This window comes from Streptomyces sp. NBC_01515, assembly GCF_045040345.1.
In the GTDB taxonomy this organism is placed as follows: Bacteria; Actinomycetota; Actinomycetes; order Streptomycetales; family Streptomycetaceae; genus Streptomyces.
In genome coordinates this window covers 1,745,098-1,766,482 of record NZ_CP109416.1, presented here as the reverse complement: position 1 = coordinate 1,766,482, position 21,385 = coordinate 1,745,098, and the positions used below count along the sequence as shown (strand labels likewise).

Below are 21,385 nucleotides of genomic sequence, written 5' to 3'. Positions count from 1 at the left end.
ACATCGACCCGGAACGCTCGCTCCGCGACGCGCCGACGAGCCCTTCGGGGCATTCGGCCGGCCACGGCAGGATGGCGGGCATGCGCTTTCGACTGCTCGGCCGCCTGGAGCTGGTGACCGCCGACGGCGCGGTCGTCCCGCCCGGCGCCGTGTCCCGGGCGATCGTGGGACGGCTGCTGCTCGCCCACGGGGCCGTCGTACAGCGCGACAGCCTCGTCGAAGAACTGTGGGAGGAGCGCACGACCAAGAACCCGGTCGGCGCGCTCCAGGTCCAGATGGCCAAGCTGCGCGCGGCCTTCGCGGCGCGGGGCGAGGACACCCGCCTGCTGTTCGACCACGGCGGCTATCGGATCGTCCTGGGACCGGAGGACGAGGTCGACGTACCCGACTTCGAGGCCGCCGTCCGGGACGGGCGTGAGCATCTCGCGGCGGCGGAGTACGAGAAGGCCGAGAGCGAGCTACGGCGGGGGCTGTCGATGTGGCGTGGTCGCGCCCTGGACGGCCTGGAGGGACGGGTCTTCGAGACCGAGCGGACCCGCCTTGAGGATCTGCGGCTCGGCGCTCTGGAGGACGCGGCCACCGCGGGCCTCGAACTCGGCCGCGCGAAGGAGCTGGTCCCCGAACTGCAGGCCCAGTTGTCCCTCGCACCGCTGCGCGAGCGGTCCCGGGCCCGTCTCATGCTCGCGCTCTACCGCTGCGGGCGGTTCGCGGAGGCCCTGGAGGTCTACAACACGGGACGTCGCCTGCTGAAGTCCGAACTCGGCGTCGCTCCCTCGCAGGAACTGCGCTCCCTGCACGCCGCGATACTCCGCCACGATCCGTCCCTCCAGGGGCGCGATCCGTCGCGTCGAGCGCACGATCCGTCTCTTCAAGGGCGCGAACCGGCGCCGCAAGGGCACGAGTCGACTCTCCAGGGTCCGGGTTCCCTGCCCGACCGGCCGTCCTCCCCGCGCACGGACGTCCGCCCGGCACCCGTGTCCGGCGAAGGCGGCCCGATCCGCCCGCTGGGCCCGTTCGTCGGCCGGCGCAAGGAGCTGGCCGCGCTGTGCGAAGTCGTCGGCCGGGAGCGGCTGGTGACCGTGCTGGGGCCGGGCGGCGTCGGCAAGACCCGTCTGGCGCTGGAGATGTGCGCGCTGGTCCAGCCGTCCCGCGGCAGCGTCTGGTGGGTCGATCTGGCCCCGGCCGACGAGGCGAACGTGCTCGCGGTGGTCGCCTCCGCGCTCGGCCTGTCCGACACCTCCGTCCGGCCCGACCAGCCACCGCACGACTACGTCCAGCGGCTCACCTCGTTCCTGGCCGGACGGTCGGCCGTCCTCGCCCTCGACAACTGCGAGCACCTGCTCGACGCCGTGGCCCCGCTCGTGGCGACGCTGCTGGGCCGGTGTCCCGGACTGACCGTCCTGACCACCAGCAGGGCACCGCTGGAGGTCGCGGCCGAGGTGCTGTACCCGCTCGCGCCGATGCCGGACGAGGAGGCCGCGGACCTGTTCGGCACCCGGGCCGCGATGATCGACCCGTCCTTCGCCCCGGACGCGGCGGCGCTGCACGACATCCGCCGCCTCTGCCGCAGGCTCGACGGACTGCCGCTCGCGGTGGAACTCGCCGCCGCGCACGTCCGGCTCCTGACCGTCCGTGAGATCGAGGCCCGCCTCGACAACCGCTTCACCCTGCTGATCAAGGGGGAGCGCACCGCGCCCGCCAGACACCGCACCCTGCGCGCAGTCCTCGACTGGAGCTACGCCCTCCTCGACACCACCGAACAGCGGCTGCTCACGGAACTCGCCCTGTACGTGGGCGGCTGCACCCTCGACATCGTGGAAGCCGCAACTCCCCTGCCCGGGGCGGACAGCGCCGAACTGCTCCACGTCCTGGGGCAGTTGGTCGACAAGTCCCTGCTCGTCCCGGTCTCCACGCCCGACGGGAACCGGCTGCGGATGCTGGAGACGGTCCGCGAGTACGCGCTCACCCGGCTCCGGGAGGAGGGCCGCGCGCCGGAAGCCGAGGAACGCCTCATGACATGGGCCGCGCGCTTCGTCCGCGACGGCAGCGCGGGACTCTCCTCCCGTGACCAGCGGGAGTGGGCCAGGCGCCTCACCGAGGAGTCCGCCAACATCAGGGCGGCATCGGACCTGATGACGGCCAGGTCCCGGGAGGCCGAGGCCCTGCTGCTGGAGGCGCGGCTGGGCTACTTCTGGTTCATCAACGGCCGGGAGGAAGAGGGGATCGACCGCCTCCAACGCAGTCTGCAGGCCTACGACGCGACAGCCGGACAGCGGACCGCGGAGCCCACGGAGGAGGACGAGTGGGCGCTCTTCTACACCATCGCCTGGCTCACCTGGCTCCATCACGTTGCCGGACACCACACGGAAGCCAGTTCCTATGTGGACAGGCACAAGGAGGCGTGGCAGTACGCGAAGAACCCCGACCTCGCCGTCCTGGGCCTCTGCTACGACACGCTCCACGCGTTGCTCAACGGGCACGACGACGTGGAGGAGCGCTTCGCCGTGGCGGAGGCCGCCGTGGTGGACACGGAGTTCCACTGGGACCGGGCGGTCCTGCAGACGAACTGGTCGACCTACTGCCTGCAGCACGGGGACACCGAGGGGGCCCGTCGGCACGGGCTGATCGCGGTGGCGGCGTCGCGCGCGGCCGACGACGACTTCGCCCGGGTCTTCTCCCTCACCCTCTGCGGCGACGCGGACGAGAGTGACGGCCTGCGGACCCGGGCTCGTGAGCAGTGGACCGAAGCGGCCCGGATCCTGCGTGCCGTGGGGGCGCGTACCCGCTGGGCGTACGTACTGCTCAGGCTGGTCTGCCTGGACATCACCGAGCGGGAGTTCGCGGCGGCCGACGAGCGGCTGACGGACGTGAGCCGGCTCGCGGACGAACTGGGCGCGGACGACCTCCAGGCGGCCGTGGCCAACCTGCGCGGAGTGCTGGCGGTCCGGGGCGGCCGTTTCGCGGACGCGGAGCGGATTCTCCACGGTGTCTGGTGCTGTCCGGGAGCCCCGCCCGACCGCAGAGCGGTCGCGGCCGTCGGTCTGGCTGTCCTCGCGACGTTCGGTCCGCCGAGTCCCACCGCCGCGGACGACGCGCGGGCCTGGATCGACCGGGGGCGCCAGACGCACGCCGGGCTCCTGGAACCGCTCGCCCGACACGCGGTGGGCGTGCTGCTGGACAGGCTGGACGCCCATTACGGGGCGAACGGGCCGGGTGGGGCGGACCAGGAGTGCGACTGGCTCGCGGACAGCCCCTCCGTGCTGGCCGCCTTCAGCTGAGCCCCTGACCTTGGCGAGCGGCCCGGCGACGGACCGTACGCGGACAGTGAACCTCTTCGAGGTGCGCGCCGTAGCAGCGACCAGACGGCACCTGGTCACCGGGACGCGGCCGCCGCCGTGTCGCCTCGCGTCGCGTCGTGGAGCCGTGTCCCCCGCTGTGCCAAGTGACCGTCGGACAGGGCCGGTTCTCCGACGAAAGGCACAGCACCATGACCGAGTACCAGGGGCGGACCGTTCCCGGAGAGGACACCGTCGCCGAACTGGCCGACCGGATCGAGGGATTCGTGTTCGCCCCGGACGACGCGGGCTACGCGGGAGCGGTGGCGGGCTTCAACTTGCGCTACCAGCAAGGGCCTTGCCTGGTCGTCGCCGCGGCCGGCGCCGACGATGTGCGGGCCGCGGTGAGGTTCGCCGCCGCGCGTGACCTGCCCGTCGGGGTCATGGCCACCGGGCATCAGCCGTTCCCCGCCGCGGACGACTTCCTGCTCGTCACGACGCGGGCGATGCGTACGGTCGAGATCGACACCGAGCGTGGCATGGCCCGGGTGGGTGCGGGCGCGATCTGGTCGGACGTCGTGGAGCCCGCCCAGGCGGAGGGGCTGGCACCGCTGAACGGGTCCAGCCCGCTGGTGGGAGTCGTGGGCTTCACCATCGGCGGCGGCCTCAGCCCGTTCCTGGGCCGGTCCTACGGCTGGGCCGCCGACCACGTCGTGGCGATCGAGGTCGTCACACCGGACGGTGAACTGCGCCGCGTCACACCGGAGTTGGAACCGGAACTGTTCTGGGGCCTGCGCGGCGGACGCAGCAACTTCGGGATCGTGACCGCGCTGGAGATCCGGCTCTTCCCCGTGACTTCCTTCTACGGCGGCGGAATCTACTTCCCCGCCGACGACGCCGAGGCCGTGCTCCGCGCCTTCCCCGAGGTGGTCCGCGACGCGCCCGACGCCTTCACCTGCTCGGTGGCGCTGCTCAACCTCCCGTCGGTACCGGCGATTCCCGAACCGCTGCGCGGCCGCTTCCTCGCCCACGTCCGGGTCACCCACCTCGGCTCCGACGAGGAGGCAGAGAAACTCATCGCTCCCTTCCGGGCCATCGGCGAGGGCGTCATCGACACGATCGGCCGTCATCCCTACGGTGCCTTCGCCCTCGTGCACACCGACCCGGCCGATCCCTTCCCGTACGAGGAACTGGGCACCCTTCTCACCGAGTTGCCGGCCGAGGCGGTCAACTCCCTGGTGGAGAGCGCCCAGTTGGCGGCCGGCGGACTCCTCACGGCCCTGGAGATCAGGCATCTCGGCGGAGCGCTGACGGATCGGCCGGTCGCGGCGAGCCCCATCGCCGCCCGGGACGCCGAGTTCAACGTGTGGGGAGCGACCGTCGGACCACCGGAGATCGTCGACGCCGGAATGGCCATGCTCGGCGGGCTGGTCGAGCGACTGAGCCCCTGGTCCACGGGGCTCGCGTACACGAACTTCGCGGGCCGTGACGACCGGGCGGAGGACGTGTTCACCGCCGACGACCTGGAGCGGCTGCGGGTTCTGAAGAGGCACTACGACCCGCGCAACCTGTTCCGGGTCAACAACCACAACGTCACTCCGGAACAGCGGTGACCTGACGTGAACTGCGAGAAGGACATGCCCGAACTGGCCGCGTACGCCATGGCGGCCCTCGATCCCGCGGACGCGGTACGCGTCGACGGCCATGTACGGGAGTGCCCGGCGTGCGCGGCCGACGTGGACGGGCTCCGCACCACTCTCGCCGCCGCCCGGACACTGCCCGCCGAGGAGATGCTGGGCAACTGGTCCGGCAAGCTCCCCGAACTGCGGGAAGCCGCGGTCCGCGCGGCCTTGGCGGAGATCCCGGGGGTGGCCGGCTCCTGAGCATCCCGGCTCACCGGCGCCCGCCCGTAGAGCGTGTCCGCGTGCTCGGCGCCGCCGCCCTTTCCCGCACCTTTCCTGAGCCTGTCCTCGCGCACGCGGGCCGGGCAAGCGCACATCAAGCCGCCGGCAAGAGGTCCCCCCGAAGGTTGCCCCGTTCAGCTTTCAACGAATTGGCGCGCCGTGCATCGACCCACGGCGCATCGGGGGAACGTGGCGATGAGGTACGACACAGGAATCCGGGACGCACGGCCCGGCCGGACCGGCGGAACCCGTGACCGGGCACGCGACGAGGCGTTCATCCGCGCCGTCTACGACAAACACGGTGTGTTCCTGCTGAGGGTGACCACCGGACTGCTCTGGGGCGACAGCCATCAGGCCCAGGACCTGGTCCAGGAAGCCGTCCTGCGCGCCTGGCAGAACGCCGACATCCTCGATCCAGCGGCGGAGGGCATACGGCCGTGGCTCGTCACCGTCGTCCGCAACCTCGTCATCGACGGCTACCGCGCCCGCAAGGCCCGGCCGCCGGAGACGATCGACACCGCCCTGAACGACATGCCCGGCCCGGAATCCATGGACCCGGCCCTCACCAGGAAGATCGTGCGCGAGGCCTTGGCGGACCTGACGTTGCAGCACCGCGAGATCCTCGTCCACGTCGAGTTCCTGGACCAGTCGGTGGCCCGTACGGCGGAGACGCTGGGCATACCGCCGGGCACGGTCAAGTCCCGGACGCACCTTGCCCTCAGGGCTCTCCGGGCCGCGTTGGCCGAGCGGGGGTACACCTCGTGAGCGGTCGGCGGCGCTGAAAGAGCGCGACGCCTGCCCGGAATGCGGAGAGGGAGCGCCGACAGCCTCGGCGCTCCCTTTCTCATGCGGTGAATGACGTACGAGTATCCCTGGCTACTGAGCCACCCGTTCCGCGGCGGTCTCGCGTTGAGTCGCCCGCCGGCGTGCCGCCTCCACCGCGCTCCTCTCCTCCGGAGTAAGGCGATTCATGAGCCGTTCGTTGTTGACCCAATCGTTCAGAAGGGCGTGAGAACCCCCCAGGCTCAGGGAGTACGCCCACATACTTCGCCCTCGCCCGGTTCCGTTCCATTCATGTGCCCAGCTGAGCAGATGGCCGATTCTCTGCTCCTGCGTGAACCTCGTCAATTGCATGCCCGTCACCTTTCAATGGTTACGAGAAGGCCTGTTCTCCATCCGCCCGGTAAGCGGGGATCCGCTCTGTGAACGCGGCGGGGAAGAAGGAGGTTCACAGCCGACTCAGAATCCGGTGAGCGTCACCTTGCCGATGGCGCTGCCGGACTCCAGGATGCGATGCGCCTCGCGGAGGTTCGCGGCGTTGATCGTGCCGAGATCCTGCGTGGCCGTGCTCTGCAGGGCGCCCTCGTCCACGAGGTGGGCGATCCGGTCGAGGATGTGGTGCTGCGTCACCTGGTCCGGGGTCCTGAACAGCGAGCGAGTGAACATGAGTTCCCAGTGGAAGGAGATGCTCTTCGCCTTCAGCAGGCCGATCTCCACGGAACCGAAGTCGTCGATCGCCACCAGCCCGCCGAACGGCTTGAGCATGTCGGCGTACGCGGCGAGGTTCCGGTCCGTACCCGCGGTGCCGAAGATGTGGTCGACCCCGCCGGGCGCCACCTCGGCCACCTGCGCCGGCAGCGGACGATGGTGGTCGACGACATGTGTCACGCCCATGCGACGCGCGAACGCGACGGTCTCCGGCCGGGACGCGGTGCCGATCACGGTCAAGCCGGTGAGGGCCCGGGCCAGTTGAGCCACCATGGCTCCCACACCGCCTGCCGCCGCGGTCACCAGCAGCGTGCCGGTCTCCTCCGCGGCGCCCTCGCGCAGACCGAGGCGTTCGAACAACCCCTCCCAGGCGGTGAGGGAGGTCAGCGGCAGCGCCGCCGCCTCGGCGAAGGAGAGCGTGCCGGGCTTACGGCCGACGATGCGCTCGTCGACCGTGTGGAAACGGGAGTTGGCGCCCGGCCGGTCGATCGCACCGGCGTAGAAGACCTCGTCGCCGACCTCGAACAACTCCACCTGCTCACCGACCGCGACGACCGTACCGGCCGCGTCCCAGCCGAGCACCTTGAGCTCACCGCCCGGGTCGTTGCTCTGCCGGACCTTGTAGTCCACGGGATTGACCGCGACGGCCTCCACCTGGACCAGCAGATCGTGCGGACCCGGCTCGGGCACGGGCAGTTCGACGTCCACCAGGCTCTCGGCGTCGTCGATCGGCAGGCTCTTGCGGTACGCGACGGCGGGCATCGTCGCAGGCTTCCGGGTCTCGCTCATCATGGATCTCCTCGACTCGTGCGGTGGGCCGACGAGGACCGGCGGCCACGACCCGCAAGGTACCTATCGGGAGGTAGTAACCATCAAGGGATCTTGCTTCCCAAAAGAAACCATCCAGGTAGAGCGGCTGTGAGGAGCCCCGCGTGTCGTCAGGGCAGGCGTCGTCAGGTCAGGCGGACTCCGGGAACCGGTCGATGTTCTGCTCCACCCAGCTGCGCAGATGGGAGAGCGGGGCGCAGGCGTCCTTGCCGAGCGGGGTCAGGCTGTACTCGACGCGGGGCGGGACCTCCGCGTAGATCTCGCGGTCGACCAGGCCGTAGTCCTCCAGGCGGCGCAGTGTCTGGGTGAGGACCTTGGGGCTCACGCCCTGCAGCCGGGCGCGCAGTGCGCCGAAGCGCTGGGGGCCGTCCTCCAGGGCGCCCAGCGCGAGGGCGCTCCACTTGTTGGCGAGCAGGTCCAGCATGTCGCGGCAGGGGCAGGCCGCGGAGTAGACGCTCTTGGGGTCTTCGCAGAGGCCCGATGTCTTGGTCATACGCCAACAGTACCCAATGGGTACTAGTATCCCTTGCGGGTAACCACCGCCTGCCTCGTACGGTCATGGGCATGCTCGGAATCCAGATGGGGAATCCAGGTTTCGGGCATCGGAACCGCCGATGAAGGCTGACACATGAACGACGACGCCCTGCACCTCCGACTGCTCGGCCGTCTGGAGCTGGCCGACGCGAGCGGTGCCGTCGCTCTTCCGGGCGCCCTCTCCCGCGCGATCGTCGCCCGGCTGCTGCTCGCCGGGGGAGCGGTCGTCCACCGCGACACCCTCATCGACGAACTGTGGGAGGACCGGGCGATCCGCACCCGCCCGACACCGCCCCGGTGACCCGCGGGATGGCCGTCCGCTTCCACCTGCACGACGGCGGTGACACCGACCTCGTCGCGCCGGGCGGCCCGTGCGGTACCGCTGGGAACCGGAGGCCGGACGCGCCGACCTCACCGCCGCGGACGCGGCCACCCGTACCGCCCACCACCTCACCGACGAACTGCACCAGCCGCCTGGAACACGCAGGCGTTCAACCCCACCCGTGTCACCACCGGCATCCAGCTCTCCGACGACCCCGCCCTCGCCTTCCGGGCCCACGCCTACGCCGAGTCCCACCTCCGGCGCAGCCACAACCAATACGGCACTACCCCCAGCAGCGAACCTCCTTGGCGCGCCGGCCGTTTGACGTCACGCCTGCACAACGCCCCCGCGCCTGACGCCTGTTGGCCGAGCGACTCGACGAGTGCTCCGGGGGTCCGACGAATGGATGGACTTGAACAGCGAACAGACCAAGGGAACTCCGGGCCGGCGAAGCGTGTTGCGAGGCGTCACGGTGGCGTGTTGCGCGATGGCCCTCGCCGCCGCGGGAGCGACAGCGGCGAGCGCCGCCCAGATACCCAGCGCGGACACCACCGTCAACTACGTCGCGCTGGGCGACTCCTACGCCTCCGGCCCCGGCATCCCGAACCAGGTCGACGCCACGTGCGCCCGGTCCGACGAGAACTATCCGTCCCTCCTCGCGGCAGCGAACAGCTGGCAGGTGACCGACGTAAGTTGCTCGGGTGCGACGACAACCGCCCTGGCCGGAACCCAGGGTTCGCAAGCGCCGCAACTGGACGCACTCGGCGCGGACACGGACGTCGTCACCCTGACCATCGGCGGCAACGACCTCGGCTTCTCCAGCAACCTGGCCACCTGCGCCGGACTGGCCGCCAAGGACCCGACGGGCAACCCGTGCCAGACCTTCTTCACGAGCGACGGCACCGACCGGCTGGCCCAGCGCGTCGACGACATCGCCCCCAAGATCGCCGCCGCGCTGGACGCCGTACGGCAGCGGGCTCCGTACGCCAAGGTCCTGGTGGTCGGCTATCCCGACCTGTTCCCGGACGACGGGGTCGGCTGCACCAGCTCCGCCGTACCGCTCGCCGCCGGTGACTTCGCCTATCTGCGGGACACCGAGAAGAAGCTCAACGCGATGATCGCGGACCAGGCGGCGGCGAACGGCGCGCGCTTCGTCGACACCTACACCCCGACGGTCGGACACGACATGTGCAAGCCAGTCGGCGAGCGCTGGATCGAGCCCCTGGTCGCCCCGGCCCCGGCCGCGCCCGCCCACCCCAACGCCCAGGGCCAGCAGGCCATGGCCGCCACGGTGGAGCGCGCCCTCCACTGCGCCGCGCACCGCCGATGACCTGAGCCGACGACCTGAGGGGAACGGGGGGCACCGGCTCGTTTTCCGAGGGCTTTCCCCATCATGGTGCCGCAGCGGGCTGAAAGGCCTTGTCGGGGGTACTCGGCTTTCTGCGGCACCCAGGGGTGCCGCTCCCCGAGAGAAAGAGAAAGCCGTGTACATAGGTCTCGGTACCGTCGTCGTCATCATTGTCATCGTCGCTGTCGTCATGATGCTGCGCCGCGGCTGACCCGTGCCCCTCGTACAGCACGAGCAGCACGGCCGGCCATAACCACAGCCCGCCCTGGATTCGGCTTTCCGGATCCCCGGGCGGGCATGGTCACGATCGGCGCCGGTACGCCTTCCGTTTTGTTCGGCCACTAGAATCCGTCGAGTGGCAATGGCGTTGGGCGGGTACGAATTCGGGCTGCTGGGGCCATTGAGCGGTCGACGCGGCGGGCAGGTGCTGGATCTCGGCAGCCCGTTGCAGCGCGCGGTTCTGGTCCGGCTGCTGCTCGGCGAAGGACGCCAGTGCGGCCTCGACCACCTCATCGACGCCCTGTGGGAAGAGCCGCCCGGCAACGCGGTGCGCTCGGTGCAGACGTACGTCTACCGTATCCGCCTCTCGCTGGGCGAGGAGCGTTCCCGACTGGAGACCACCCAGGGCGGATACCAACTCGGCATTCCGGAACAGGCCGTTGACGCCCTGCGCTTCGAACGGCTCGTCCGCGACGGCGAGGAACTGCGTGCCGCGCGGCAAACCGCCCCCGCCCTGCGGGCGTTCGACGCCGCGCTCGCCCTGTGGTCGGGGGAGCCGCTGTCCGGCGTACCCGGCCCCTACGCCCGCAGACACCGCGGACGCTTCGTCGATCTACGGCTCAACGCCCAGGTGGCGCAGCTGAGTTGCGCCGACGAACTGGGCGACCACGCGCGCGTCGCGACCGAACTGATCTCCCTGATCGCCGACCATCCGCTCCGCGAGGACCTGTACGCGCTGCGGATGCGTGCGCTGTACCGCGCCGGGCGGACGGCGGAGGCCCTGGCGGTCTACGCCTCGGCCCGCGAGACCCTGGTGGCCGAACTGGGCATGGATCCGGGGCCGGAGCTGCGTGAGCTGCAGACCCGCATCCTCAGCGGCACCGAGCCCGACGTCGTCGAGCCGCGTCCCGAGGGGCAACTCGCCGGTACCGCGCCGTCGTTCGGTGCCACCGCCCCGACCGGTCCTACGGCGCCTACGGCATCGACCGATGCCACAGCCTCCGCCGCCGCCCCCGAAGCCGACCCGTCGGCGACCACACGGGTCGAGGAGGCCCCGGCCCGCGTCCGCCCACAGCAACTCCCCCCGGCACCCGGCGACTTCGTCGGTCGGGAGCGGCTGCGGGAGCGGCTCCGGCTCGCGTTGCGGCCCAGCGGGGAAGCCGTCGCGCTGGCGGTGCTCAGCGGGATCGGCGGCGTGGGGAAGACCGCGCTCGCGCTCCGCGTCGCCCACGGCATCCGCGGCGACTATCCGGACGGGCAGCTCTACGTGGACCTGCGGGGCGACGGCGGCCAACCCACCGACCCCGCGGACGTGTTGGTCGACTTCCTCCTCGCGCTCGGCATGCCCGCCGCCGGGATCCCCGCGACGCCCACCGTCCGCGCCGGCGCCTATCGCACCCTGACCGCCGACCGCCGGATCCTGGTGCTGCTGGACAACGCGTCCGACACCGCCCAGGTGACCCCGCTGCTCCCGGGCACACCCGGCAACGCCGCGCTGATCACGACCCGGCACCGGTCGCTCGTACCGCCGGGCGCGACGCGTTTCGAGGTACCGGTGCCCGATCAGCGGGAGGCGGTGGCCATGCTGGGCCGGTTCACCGGCGACGCCGAGATCGCCGCCGCCCCGGACCTCGCGCTGGAACTGGTGCACGCCTGCGGGCAGTTGCCGTTGGCGCTGCGCATCATCGGTGCCCGCACGGCGGCTCGCCCCGGACGCGGGCTCGGTGCTCAGCTGCAGCGCCTGCGCGCCGAGGAACGCCGGCTAGACGAACTGCGGGCCGGAGACATGTCGGTGGAGGCCACCTTCCAGGTCGGCTACCGGGCACTCGCCCCCGACCGGGCCCGCGCGATGCGCCTGTGCGCCCTGCTCGACGCCGCCGACTTCCCGGTCGCCGTCGCCGCGGTCCTGCTGGACCAGCCGGAACACGAAACCGAGGAGCAACTGGAGCACCTGGTGGAGGCCGGGCTGCTCGAACCGCATTCGGCCGACCGCTACCGATTCCACGATCTGGTACGGGCGTTCGCCGCCCGGCGCGCCGATCGCGAGGACCCCGTCGCGGACCGCGAGGCGGCGCTGGTGCGGCTGACGATGTTCCTGCACGCCACCCTGCTCCAGGCCATGAGCGCGACCGAGCGGGCCGGTTCGCTCAGCATCCATCTCTTCTCGGTGCCGCTGCCCGGACTGCGGTTCGCCGACGCCGAGGAGGCACACACCTGGTTGCTGGCCGAACACACGCTGCTGGTCTCGGTGTTCGCCCGGGTGCTGCGCGACATCCCCGATGCCTCGACGATCGTCGTCGCCGCGCTGTCGGTGATCGCGTCGAGCGGGCTCTTCGCCGGGCCCGCGCATCAGCGGGAGCTGGAACACATCACGGACCAGGCGGTGGCGACGGTCGAACGGTGCGACGACCCGGCGCTGAAGGCGCAGATCCGGCACATTCGGGCCTGGCTCGCCTTCATCCGCGGTGATCTCACAGCGGCGGAGACCGATCTGCGCGAGGCGATCCGGCGGCTGCGCGACGGCGAGGACCCGGTGACGTTCTTCATGGCGGCCCGGCTGCTGTCGGTCGTCCTGGTGGACCGGGGGCGGATCTCGGAGGCCGTCACGTTCTTCGCCGAGTCGGAGACCGTCGCCGGCGCGGAGGACGACCCGAACAGCCCCGCCTACTTCCTCCAGGAAGTGGCCCGCCTGTTCACCGCACTGAGCTCGGACCGGGCCGAGGTGAACATCGCCGCGGCCCGGCATGTGTACGAGGTGAGCGACCGCCTGCGGCGGGAAGCGGCGAAGCGCTGAGGCTGTCCGCTCGCCGAGCCGGTCCCGCGTTCACGCGCCGTTGATCGAGCGTCGATCCGTGTCCCGCACGGTGAGCCGAGAACGGACCGCAGAACTCCTCGAACAGGTGACAGACATGCTCAAGATCGGCCTGGGCTCTCCCCAGTACGGATCGTTCACCGACCCCGCCACGATCTCCGGATTCGCCGCCGCGGTCGAAGCGATCGGCTACGACAGCCTGTGGGTGGGCGACCGGGCCCTGGTCCCGACACAGCCCCGCGACCCCTACCCCGGCGGCGGTCCCGTACCGGAGGAGTACCGCACCTTCCTGGACCCCATCGCCACCCTGTCCTTCCTGGCGCACGCCACCCGACGGCTGCGCCTGGGCACCAGCACCCTGAACGCGCCCTTCTACTCCCCGCTCCTGCTGGCCCGTTCACTGACATCCGTCGACATCCTCAGCGGGGGACGGCTCGACATCGGGTTCGGGCTCGGCTGGTCCTCCGACGAGTACGAGGCCATCGGCGTCCCGTGGCGGGGGCGCGGGGCCCGCCTGGAAGAAATCCTGGACGTCCTCGACCACGTCTGGTCCGGTTCGTCGGCCGAGCACAAGGGCGCCCTGTGGACGATCCCGAGCGCGCACCTCGGGACGCTCCCCGTACAGCGCCCCCGCCCGCCGGTCCTGCTGGGCGGCTTCACCCCGGCCACGCTGGAACGCATCGGCCGGCGCGCGGACGGCTGGGCCGGCGTGGCACTTCCGGTGCCCCAACTCGCCTACGTCGTCAGCCAGATCCGCCAGGCCGCGGAGGCCAACGGACGTGACCCCGACGCCCTGCGCACCGTGGTCCGGGTGAACCCCGTGGTGACCGCCGAGGCCGCACCGAGCGACGCCGTCCCGCACCGCGGAACGGTCGTACAGGTCTCGGACTACCTGCTCGCGGCCCACGCGGCCGGCGCCGACGAGGTCCTCATCGACCTCCAGCAGACCGCGCGGAACGCGGACGAGCTGACGGACCTGGCACACCGTTTCCACGACCAGCTGAGCAAGGGCTAGGGAGCACCATGTCTGACGTAGTCACCTCGAAGCCGGATGTCCACGACATGGTGGTGGTGCATCGCACCTTCCGCCAATCCTGCGCGGAACTTCCGGAGTTGGTGCGCGGACTGCGGCCCGGCGACACCGCTCGGGCCCAACTGGTCGTAGAAGCAGTGCAGTTCATGCTGATGGGCCTGGAAGCCCACCATGTGAGCGAGGACGAATTCCTCTGGCCCCGGCTCGCGGCGCGGACGGACGTGCAGGCCGAGGCGATCGCGCGTATGGAGGAACAGCACCACCGGCTCGAAGAGTTGGTCACGCGGGTGCGGGGCACGCTGGACGGACTGGCCGCCGATCCCCGGCCGGCCCTGTGCGAGCAGGTCGCGGCTCGACTCGCCGAACTGGGAACGGTGTTGACCGCGCACATGGACGAGGAGGAGAACATCATCCTCCCGCTTGCCGCCGAATATCTGACCGTCGCCGAGTGGGAGGAACTCGGCGAGATCAGCCTGGCGAAACTGGAGAAGAAGCATCTGCTGCGCGCCTTCAGCGCGTTGATGGCGGTGGCCACCCCCGAAGAACAGCGGGCGATCCTCACCAAGGCGCCACTGCCCGCCCGCGTCCTGTGGCGCCTGACCGGCCGCCGCTCGCACGCCCGTTGGGAGGCCCGCCTGCGCGGGGCGTGAGCCTACGGCGTGGCGGGGCTCGTGCTGCTGGGCGGGTCCGTCGGCGACGTGTCCGCCGAGCTGTGGTCGGGGGAGAACCAGGCCAACCCGATCAGCAGCGCCCCGAGGAAGACCAGCACGGCGGCGACCGTGCCCACCGTCTTCGACCGGCGTACGGCGACACCGCGACCGCCCGTGCGCTGCCGGCGCCGGGTCCGGTGGGCCGGAGCGGTGCTGCCGACGGTGGCGGACGGGAAGGCGTACGTGGTCACGGAGCCAGGGCCGGAGCCGGGAGCCGCGTTCGGCCGGGGCTTCGCGGGGGCGTCCCAGGCGGTCACGTTCGGTTTCGGCTCGGGGCGCGGTGCGGCCGCCGGAAGAGGCTCGGGGTGCCCCCTCCATGCGCCGGACGCGAACCACTCGGCCACCTGGCGCGCCGTAGGACGGTCCTCGGGGCGCTTGGCCAGGAGGCCGAGCAGATAGTTCTCGAAGGCGGGCGGGAGGCCGACGCCGAGTTCCCGAGGCGGTACGGGGGGCGTGTCGAGGTGGTGGTGGAGGACGGCGATGGCGCTGCCGGCGCGGAACGGCGGTTGTCCGGTGAGGAGTTGGTAGAGCACGCAGCCGAGCGAGTAGACGTCGGACGGCGGCCCGGCAGGCTGGCCCAGGGCGCGCTCGGGTGCGATGTACAGGCTGGTCCCGACGATCTGGCCGGTCGCGGTGAGCGCGCCGTTCGGGTCGTTCATGAAGTGCGCGATGCCGAAGTCGGCGATCTTCACGGACCCGTCGGCGCCGAGGAGGAGATTGCCGGGCTTGATGTCCCGGTGCACGATGCCCTGGTCGTGCGCCGCGCTGAGCCCCGCGGCCGACTGGGCGGCGATGTGGGCCACGTGCTCGGCCGGCAGGGAGCCCGCCTGGGCGAGCACGTGGGAGAGGCTGTCTCCGTCGACCAGCTCCATCACCAGGTACAGCCGGCCCTCCTGCTCGCCGAAGTCGAGGACGCCGACCACATGGGGGTGGCTGAGCCGGCCCGCGGTCTGGGCCTCCAGACGGAAGCGGGCGGTGGCGGTGGGCTCGGAGTTCTGGGAGTGCAGGAGCTTGACGGCCACCGGACGGCCGCCCATCTCGTCGTACGCCTGCCAGACCTCGCCCATCGCGCCGCGTCCGATGGTGGTGTTCAGCCGGTACCGGCCCGCTATCAGCACCTGTTGCTTCATCCTCACGCAGTGGAACGACTCGACTGCTGCAAGCCATGTCCCTTTGAGGGAAGGGGTGTTGGTGGGGTGGCGCAGCTGTCACAGCCTACTGGCGGACAGGCGGTCACCGACCGCGATCCCGCACATGCTCCGCTACGGCGGGCGGGCCGCAGGCGCGCTGGTAAAATGGGGACACGCTTCGACGCCGCCGGGGCCCGTACCGAGGGGTACGGGCCCCGGTGCCGTTGCGGGCACAGGACTGAGGAAGGTTCCCCATGAACGCGAAGCCGCCGGCCGCTTCCTTCGGCGCGCTCGGACTGCCGCCCGAACTGGTCGGGACGCTGACCGGCCTCGGGGTGACGGAGCCGTTCCCGATCCAGGCGGCGACCCTGCCCGACGCGCTGGCCGGGCGCGATGTGCTCGGCCGGGCGCGGACCGGTTCCGGCAAGACGCTGGCCTTCGGGCTCGCACTGCTCGTACGGCTCGCGGGCCGCCGGGCCGAGTCGAAGCGGCCGCTCGCCCTGGTCCTGGTACCGACCCGGGAGCTCGCGCAGCAGGTCGGCGAGGCGCTGGAGCCGTACGCGCGGACGATGGGCGTGCGGCTGGGGACAGTGGTCGGCGGGCTGTCGATCAACCGGCAGCAGGCAATGCTGCGGACCGGTGTCGAGGTCGTCGTCGCGACGCCGGGGCGGCTGACCGACCTGGTGTCGCGCCGGGACTGCCTCCTGAACCACGTGCGGATCACCGTGCTGGACGAGGCGGACCAGATGTGCGACCTGGGGTTCCTGCCGCAGGTCTCGGAACTCCTGGGGCAGATCCCCGCCGACGGACAGCGGCTGCTGTTCTCGGCCACGCTCGACCGCGACGTCGACCAGCTGGTCAAGGACCACCTTCACGACCCGGTGCACGCGTCGGTCGACCGGGCGTCGGGCTCGGTCACGACGATGGAACACCATGTGCTGAACATCCACGCCGCCGACAAGTACGCGACGGCGACCGAGATCGCCGCGCGGGACGGCCGGGTGCTGATGTTCCTCGACACCAAGGCCGCCGTCGACCAGTTCACCCGGCACCTGCGGGCCAGCGGCGTCCGCGCGTCCGCCCTGCACAGCGGCAAGTCGCAGCCCCAACGCACGCACACGCTCGGCCAGTTCAAGGACGGCGAGATCACCGTGCTGGTGGCCACCAACGTCGCCGCTCGGGGCATCCACATCGAGGCCCTCGACCTCGTCGTCAACGTCGACCCGCCCGCCGACGCCAAGGACTACCTGCACCGCAGCGGGCGTACGGCGCGCGCCGGCGAGTCCGGGAGCGTGGTCACCCTGGTCACCCCCAACCAGCGGCGCGACGTGAACCGGATGATGTCCGACGCCGGTATCCGCCCGACCGTCACCCAGGTCCGCTCCGGTGAGGAGAAGCTGACCGCCATCACCGGTGCCAGACGCCCGCCGACCGAGACGAAGACCAGCACCGGCAACGCCCCCTTCCGCGGCATGGGCACCCGCCCGGGCCGGGCCGGCAAGGAGACCCGGAAGACCGCCGAGGCCCGCAAGGCGGCGGAGGCCCGCGCGGCGGCGAGGGTCCGCAAGAGCCGCTGATCCGTGGGGAGTTCGCTCTTTCGGGACTACTCCGGCTGCGCGGAAGCGTCACGTGAAGCGGCATCGACCTGTGAGCCCGCATCGCCTTCTGAGGTAGCCCGGCCGCGCAGCGTGACCAGAGCCAGCACCGCCGAGCACAGCGCGGCCGTACCGCAGACCACGAAGCCGATCGAGTAGCCGTGGCCGAGCGCGTCCAGGGCGAGCGGATGCAGGTCGGCCAGCTTCGGCGAGGCCGCCGAGGCACCGTTCACCGCGAGCGGACCGCCTTCTTCCAGTACGGCCGTGCCCGCGCCCTTCAGCGCCTCCGGGAGCGCGGAGCCGTGCAGGGAGTCGGAGAAACTGCTGGCCGCGCGGCTGAGGGCGACGGCGCCGATGACGGCAGGGCCGAGGGTGAAGCCGAAGTCCCGGAGCAGGTTGGTGGTGGCGCTCGCCATGCCGGCCAGGTGGGTCGGCACGGTGTTGACGGCCGTCGCGGTGATCGAGGTGACGGTGACCGAGAAGCCCAGGCCGACCAGACCGAGCGGCACGATCAGCGAGGTGAAGGCGGTGTCGGTGATCGGCAGCGTGGCCGCCAAGTAGTCGCCCGCCGCGATCAACAGCAGCCCCGAGCCCAGCAGTAGACCCGGTGCGACCGTACGCAGCAGCCGTTCCGTGAGGGGCAGCATCACCAGCGTGATGCCGTTGAGGAGGACGAACGCCAGGCCCGTGCGCATCGGGGCCTGGTCCTGTACCGGGCCGAGCCGGATGCTGACGGAGTAGGCGGTGCCCAGGAAGGCGAACATGCCCACCACGGCCACGATCGAGGCCACCGCGAAGGCACGGTTGCTGAACAGGTCGAGGCGCAGGAGCGGGGACTTGGCGCGCTTCTCGGCCAGGACGAAGGCGGCGAGGAACACGGCCGCCAGGACGAAGGCGATGACGATCGAGGGCGAGGCCCACCCGTCCGTCGGGCCCTGGATGATGGCGTAGAGCAGAGAGAACAGGCCCAGACCGATGGTGACCTGGCCCGCTATGTCGAGTGAACGGCCCTCGGGCGCACTGGAGTTGACCACGAACAGGGCGCTGACGGCGGCGCTCGCCGCGGCGATGGCGGTGACCACGACGAACGACCAGCGCCAGGAGCCGTAGGTGGCGGTGACGCCGCCGAGCAGCGGGGCGAGGAATCCGCCGGTGGAGAGCAGGGCCGCCCACATCGCGATGACCCGGGCGCGCTGCGCGGGTGAGGTGGTGCCGGCGGCCAGGATGGCCAGCGAGGTCGGGAACAGGGCGGCGGCGCCGAGGCCCGCCAGGGCCTGCCCGGCCCAGAGTTGGTGGACACCGGAGGCGGTGGCGCTGGTCAACTCGCCCACGGCCAGCAGCGCGGCGCCGCCGACCAGCAGCCGCTTGCGGCCGAAGAGGTCGCCGAGCAGGCCGAAGGTCAGCTCCAGTACGGCGACCGGGAGCAGGAACGCGTCGGAGATCCAGGTGAGTTGGGAGCCGACCGGGTGCAGGTCGGACTGGAACAGTCCGTTGAGCGTGGCCGGTATGGCCAGGCCGATCTGGGCGAGGCAGACGGCGAGGAGACCGGCGACCAGGGTGCCGGTGGTCAGACCGGGACCGGTGGCGGCGGTCCTGGTGGAGGGTTCGGTCGTCATTGACACGGAGGGCTCCTGGGGGCGCGCGGGCTGGGGACGGGGAGAGGGCCGGGGAGGGTCGGGAAGAGCTGGGGTGAGAACGCTGCGGGATCAGCGGGTACCGGTCAGCCGGCTCGGCCGGTAGTCGGTGAAGGCGGCGCCGTCGAGACCCAACTCGTCGGCGCTGCGCTGGAGTTGGGCGGCCGTGGTGGCGTCGCCCCAGTGCCGGGTGTCCAGCCGGTGTTCCACGGCGTGCAGACCGGCGACCACTTCGGCGGTGGTGAAGTTGCAGTGGCTCTGGCGGGACACGTAGGCCTGGCGCAGGAGTGGGGAGTCGCCGGCCGCGCGCACCCGCCCGGCGAAGGCCGACTCCTGTTCCACGGGCACCAGTTGGTCGGCGGTGGTGTGGAGGTCCAGCAGCGGAACGGCCAGTCCCTGTCCGGCGGTCGAGGTCCGCTTCAGGTGGGCGACCGCGGCCGGGTCGGCGGTGATGTCCGCGCCGCGGGTGAGCCGGTTCAGGTCGGTACGCAGGTCGAGGCCCGCGTCACGGTAGAGCGCCTCGACCTGCTTGACGTGGGCGGACCCGCGCAGCAGACCGGCGTAGTCGACGCCCTTGTTCCAGGACGTGTTGCCGCCGGCGGACTGCTCCACCGACCAGCGCGCCGGGACGATGAACGACAGCAGGCCCTGAGCCAGCCACGCGTACTGCTGCTGCTCCTGGCCCGCGAAGTCGCCGCGCGCGGGCGGCAGTTGGCCGGGAGCCCAGTCGGCCAGATTGAGATAGGCGGCGGCCAGCGCGATCCGGGCCCGGCCCGCCGGGGTCTGCTGCGCCGTCTCCACGGCCGTCGTGAGCCGGGCGGCGAGGGCGGCACCGTCGGCCAGGCTGTCGAGGTTCACCAGGTCATCGGCGTCGGCGGGGTCGAAGAACGTGGCCAGGGTGTACTCGGCGTCCAGCTGGTAGTTGTCCAGATCGACACCGCCCGCGACCAGGCCGCACAGGCCGAGCGCACCGTCGACGCGGCCCGCGCCGTCCCGGGCGATCTGCGCGTTGATGAGCCCGCCCATCGACTCGCCCACCGAGATGACCCGGGTCGGTGTGCCGACCTGCCGGCGGAAGGCGGTGAGCGTGGCGAACTGGTCACGCTCGGCCGAATCGAGCGCCCACATGGAGCCGCCGGGGTCGTAGGAGGACCCGGCGAGGGCGTAACCGGCGTCCAGCAGGGCCTGGCTCGCGGCGGGCGAGGGCGCGTCGGCGGCGGTGGTCGGGCCGAAGCCGTGGCTGAACAGCAGCAGGGTGCCGTTCCACTGCTCGGGCGTGTCCGCGATCCAGGCGGCGCCGTCGGTCAGCGTGCCGGAGTAGTGCCCGGCGGTGGCGGCCTGGGCGCCGGTCGCCGGACCGATCAGGGCGGTCGCGAGGGCGGTCGCGCAGGTGGCGGCGAGGGTCGAGAAACGGGGTCGGGACATGACGGCGGCTCCGCGAGTCGAGTCGGACCGATGGGGGAGCGTGCGGGACGTTCGCATGGGGAGAGCGGTGCGAATGTAGGGCTCTTTTTTCATGGCCGTCAAGAGAGTGACCAATAATGAGGCAGGTGAATCCGCGCGTGGGCGCACGGGAGCCGGGTGCGGACGCGAGCGGGTCCGCGGGTGTGGATCAGTCCAGGGTCATGGTGTCGAGCAGCCGGACGGCCGCGCGCGCCGCCGGGCGCTCCCAGCGGCTGGCCAGGCCGCGGAAGACGGTCTCCGCCCGCGCGGCGGGCCAGTCTCCGGGGAGGTGCTCGGCGGGCAGATGCGGATCCCGTCGTACGAGATCCAACCAGTCGGTGTGCAGCAGGAGTTGACCGGCGAGATCGTCGCCGGAGGTCGCCGCGGGCAGCGGGTCGGTGCGGTCCCAGCGGTCCAGGAACGCGCGGTACCGGGCGCCGATGGCCGGCACGTCGAAGGCCTGCTCCAGCACCTCGCGGACGTCGGTCGGCGACTCCACCTCCGCCCGGAACACCCGCAGATACGGCTCCAGGCCGAGCCCCGCGACCATCTCGCGGACGTCGACCGGCGCCGGGGCCACCCACAGGCCGTTCTGCAGCAGGCCGAAGCCCGCCCAGATCAGCCGGGACCGCAGATCGTGCCGTTCACGGCTCCATGCCTCGGGCAGCGAGAAGCCCACCATCGTCCAGCGCCCGTCCCAGTCCCGGTTCACCGCGCCGGTCTGCCAGATACGGTCCCTGCCGTCCGTCAGCACCTGCACGGCGTGCGGTGTCAGCGCGAAGTACGTCTTCCGGCCCTGGCGGCGCCGCTCCAGCAGATCGCGCTTGACCATCCGGTTCAGGGTGGTCCGCACGGCCTCCTCGGTGTTCCCCACCCGCCCGAGAGCGGCGATCACGCTGCCCGACGACACGGCGACGGGCCGCCCCAGCACATGAACACCGAAGAAGGTCAGCATCAGGGACTGGGTGCGCGGCTCGGGTCCGCTCTCGGCGGCGGGTCCGGGGGCGACGTCAACACTGGTCACGGGCACAGCGTAGGCCCGGGGCGGCCGTGCGGAGCCTCTGTTCCGTGAACTGTGTCGTTTCTTTAACGGCAATCGGTGATTAGCCG

Annotated in this window: 16 protein-coding genes; 10 read left to right on the top strand and 6 right to left on the bottom strand. The window is 71.5% G+C overall.

What is annotated here, in order from left to right; translation table 11 throughout:
• Window positions 1–80 precede the first annotated feature (80 nt).
• From OG407_RS07675 to OG407_RS07660, 4 genes are all read left to right on the top strand, one after another.
• Window positions 81–3,278, top strand: coding sequence for an AfsR/SARP family transcriptional regulator (locus OG407_RS07675; protein WP_405856275.1), 3,198 nt, complete (start codon window positions 81–83; stop codon window positions 3,276–3,278).
• 209 nt (window positions 3,279–3,487) lie between these two features.
• A complete protein-coding gene (locus OG407_RS07670; RefSeq protein WP_405856273.1) occupies window positions 3,488–4,888 on the top strand; it encodes an FAD-binding oxidoreductase in 1,401 nt (466 codons plus the stop codon).
• A 6-nt stretch (window positions 4,889–4,894) separates the two neighbouring features.
• Window positions 4,895–5,158: an anti-sigma factor family protein gene (locus OG407_RS07665; protein ID WP_405856271.1), complete on the top strand. Its 264-nt coding sequence runs from the start codon at window positions 4,895–4,897 to the stop codon at window positions 5,156–5,158.
• A 216-nt stretch (window positions 5,159–5,374) separates the two neighbouring features.
• A complete protein-coding gene (locus OG407_RS07660; protein ID WP_405856269.1) occupies window positions 5,375–5,944 on the top strand; it encodes a sigma-70 family RNA polymerase sigma factor in 570 nt (189 codons plus the stop codon).
• A 474-nt stretch (window positions 5,945–6,418) separates the two neighbouring features.
• On the opposite strand, the gene OG407_RS07655 is transcribed toward OG407_RS07660, so the two are convergent.
• The gene (locus tag OG407_RS07655; RefSeq protein WP_405868323.1) at window positions 6,419–7,429 is read right to left on the bottom strand and encodes a zinc-binding alcohol dehydrogenase family protein; all 1,011 of its coding nucleotides are present in this window, start codon (window positions 7,427–7,429) and stop codon (window positions 6,419–6,421) included.
• Window positions 7,430–7,625: 196 nt separating this feature from the next.
• A complete protein-coding gene (locus tag OG407_RS07650; RefSeq protein WP_405868321.1) occupies window positions 7,626–7,919 on the bottom strand; it encodes a winged helix-turn-helix transcriptional regulator in 294 nt (97 codons plus the stop codon).
• Window positions 7,920–8,123: 204 nt separating this feature from the next.
• On the opposite strand from OG407_RS07650, the gene OG407_RS07645 reads away from it, so the two are divergent.
• From OG407_RS07645 to OG407_RS07625, 5 genes are all read left to right on the top strand, one after another.
• Entirely contained in the window at window positions 8,124–8,330 is a 207-nt protein-coding gene (locus OG407_RS07645) for a hypothetical protein (RefSeq protein ID WP_405856267.1), read from the top strand.
• 427 nt (window positions 8,331–8,757) lie between these two features.
• Window positions 8,758–9,681, top strand: coding sequence for an SGNH/GDSL hydrolase family protein (locus OG407_RS07640; RefSeq protein ID WP_405856265.1), 924 nt, complete (start codon window positions 8,758–8,760; stop codon window positions 9,679–9,681).
• Window positions 9,682–10,060: 379 nt separating this feature from the next.
• The gene (locus tag OG407_RS07635) at window positions 10,061–12,712 is read left to right on the top strand and encodes a BTAD domain-containing putative transcriptional regulator (protein WP_405868319.1); all 2,652 of its coding nucleotides are present in this window, start codon (window positions 10,061–10,063) and stop codon (window positions 12,710–12,712) included.
• Window positions 12,713–12,827: 115 nt separating this feature from the next.
• Window positions 12,828–13,745, top strand: a complete 918-nt coding sequence (locus OG407_RS07630; protein WP_405868317.1) for a TIGR03619 family F420-dependent LLM class oxidoreductase — start codon at window positions 12,828–12,830, stop codon at window positions 13,743–13,745.
• A gap of 8 nt (window positions 13,746–13,753) precedes the next feature.
• The gene (locus OG407_RS07625) at window positions 13,754–14,413 is read left to right on the top strand and encodes a hemerythrin domain-containing protein (RefSeq protein WP_405856263.1); all 660 of its coding nucleotides are present in this window, start codon (window positions 13,754–13,756) and stop codon (window positions 14,411–14,413) included.
• Between the two features lie 2 nt (window positions 14,414–14,415).
• Here OG407_RS07625 and OG407_RS07620 read toward each other — a convergent pair whose 3' ends face one another.
• The gene (locus tag OG407_RS07620) at window positions 14,416–15,603 is read right to left on the bottom strand and encodes a serine/threonine-protein kinase (protein WP_405856261.1); all 1,188 of its coding nucleotides are present in this window, start codon (window positions 15,601–15,603) and stop codon (window positions 14,416–14,418) included.
• Window positions 15,604–15,857: 254 nt separating this feature from the next.
• On the opposite strand from OG407_RS07620, the gene OG407_RS07615 reads away from it, so the two are divergent.
• Window positions 15,858–17,180 (top strand): DEAD/DEAH box helicase, encoded by a 1,323-nt coding sequence (locus tag OG407_RS07615; protein ID WP_405856260.1) that lies wholly within the window; start codon window positions 15,858–15,860, stop codon window positions 17,178–17,180.
• A gap of 26 nt (window positions 17,181–17,206) precedes the next feature.
• On the opposite strand, the gene OG407_RS07610 is transcribed toward OG407_RS07615, so the two are convergent.
• From OG407_RS07610 to OG407_RS07600, 3 genes are all read right to left on the bottom strand, one after another.
• Window positions 17,207–18,814 carry an MFS transporter gene (locus OG407_RS07610; protein WP_405856258.1) on the bottom strand — a complete coding sequence of 536 codons (1,608 nt, stop codon included), beginning with the start codon at window positions 18,812–18,814 and terminating at the stop codon, window positions 17,207–17,209.
• 90 nt (window positions 18,815–18,904) lie between these two features.
• Window positions 18,905–20,257, bottom strand: a complete 1,353-nt coding sequence (locus OG407_RS07605; RefSeq protein ID WP_405856256.1) for an alpha/beta hydrolase — start codon at window positions 20,255–20,257, stop codon at window positions 18,905–18,907.
• 187 nt (window positions 20,258–20,444) lie between these two features.
• Window positions 20,445–21,305 (bottom strand): PaaX family transcriptional regulator C-terminal domain-containing protein, encoded by an 861-nt coding sequence (locus OG407_RS07600; protein ID WP_403603106.1) that lies wholly within the window; start codon window positions 21,303–21,305, stop codon window positions 20,445–20,447.
• Window positions 21,306–21,385 lie beyond the last annotated feature (80 nt).